The organism is Klebsiella sp. 1SOBk10mer, assembly GCF_046602535.1.
In the GTDB taxonomy this organism is placed as follows: Bacteria; Pseudomonadota; Gammaproteobacteria; order Enterobacterales; family Enterobacteriaceae; genus Klebsiella; species Klebsiella quasipneumoniae.
Genome location: NZ_JBKIUP010000051.1, coordinates 1 through 1,279 on the forward strand (window position 1 = coordinate 1; position 1,279 = coordinate 1,279).

Genomic DNA, 1,279 nt, shown 5'->3' on the forward strand with positions numbered 1-1,279 from the left:
ACCGCTGGCAACAAAGGATAAGGGTTGCGCTCGTTGCGGGACTTAACCCAACATTTCACAACACGAGCTGACGACAGCCATGCAGCACCTGTCTCACAGTTCCCGAAGGCACCAAGCCATCTCTGGCAAGTTCTGTGGATGTCAAGACCAGGTAAGGTTCTTCGCGTTGCATCGAATTAAACCACATGCTCCACCGCTTGTGCGGGCCCCCGTCAATTCATTTGAGTTTTAACCTTGCGGCCGTACTCCCCAGGCGGTCGATTTAACGCGTTAGCTCCGGAAGCCACGCCTCAAGGGCACAACCTCCAAATCGACATCGTTTACGGCGTGGACTACCAGGGTATCTAATCCTGTTTGCTCCCCACGCTTTCGCACCTGAGCGTCAGTCTTTGTCCAGGGGGCCGCCTTCGCCACCGGTATTCCTCCAGATCTCTACGCATTTCACCGCTACACCTGGAATTCTACCCCCCTCTACAAGACTCTAGCCTGCCAGTTTCGAATGCAGTTCCCAGGTTGAGCCCGGGGATTTCACATCCGACTTGACAGACCGCCTGCGTGCGCTTTACGCCCAGTAATTCCGATTAACGCTTGCACCCTCCGTATTACCGCGGCTGCTGGCACGGAGTTAGCCGGTGCTTCTTCTGCGGGTAACGTCAATCGACAAGGTTATTAACCTTATCGCCTTCCTCCCCGCTGAAAGTACTTTACAACCCGAAGGCCTTCTTCATACACGCGGCATGGCTGCATCAGGCTTGCGCCCATTGTGCAATATTCCCCACTGCTGCCTCCCGTAGGAGTCTGGACCGTGTCTCAGTTCCAGTGTGGCTGGTCATCCTCTCAGACCAGCTAGGGATCGTCGCCTAGGTGAGCCGTTACCCCACCTACTAGCTAATCCCATCTGGGCACATCTGATGGCATGAGGCCCGAAGGTCCCCCACTTTGGTCTTGCGACGTTATGCGGTATTAGCTACCGTTTCCAGTAGTTATCCCCCTCCATCAGGCAGTTTCCCAGACATTACTCACCCGTCCGCCGCTCGTCACCCGAGAGCAAGCTCTCTGTGCTACCGCTCGACTTGCATGTGTTAGGCCTGCCGCCAGCGTTCAATCTGAGCCATGATCAAACTCTTCAATTTAAGTTTGATGCTCAAAGAATTAAACTTCGTAATGAATTACGTGTTCACTCTTGAGACTTGGTATTCATTTATTGTCCGAAGACATTAAGAATCCATGTCACTTTGAGTGCCCACACAGATTGTCTGATAAATTGTTAAAGAGCAGT

Annotated in this window: 1 rRNA gene; it reads right to left on the reverse strand. The window is 52.9% G+C overall.

Annotated elements, in window-relative coordinates:
• Positions 1–1,133 (reverse strand): 16S ribosomal RNA (locus ACLH1I_RS26535); the annotation flags it as partial.
• Positions 1,134–1,279: the final 146 nt, after the last annotated feature.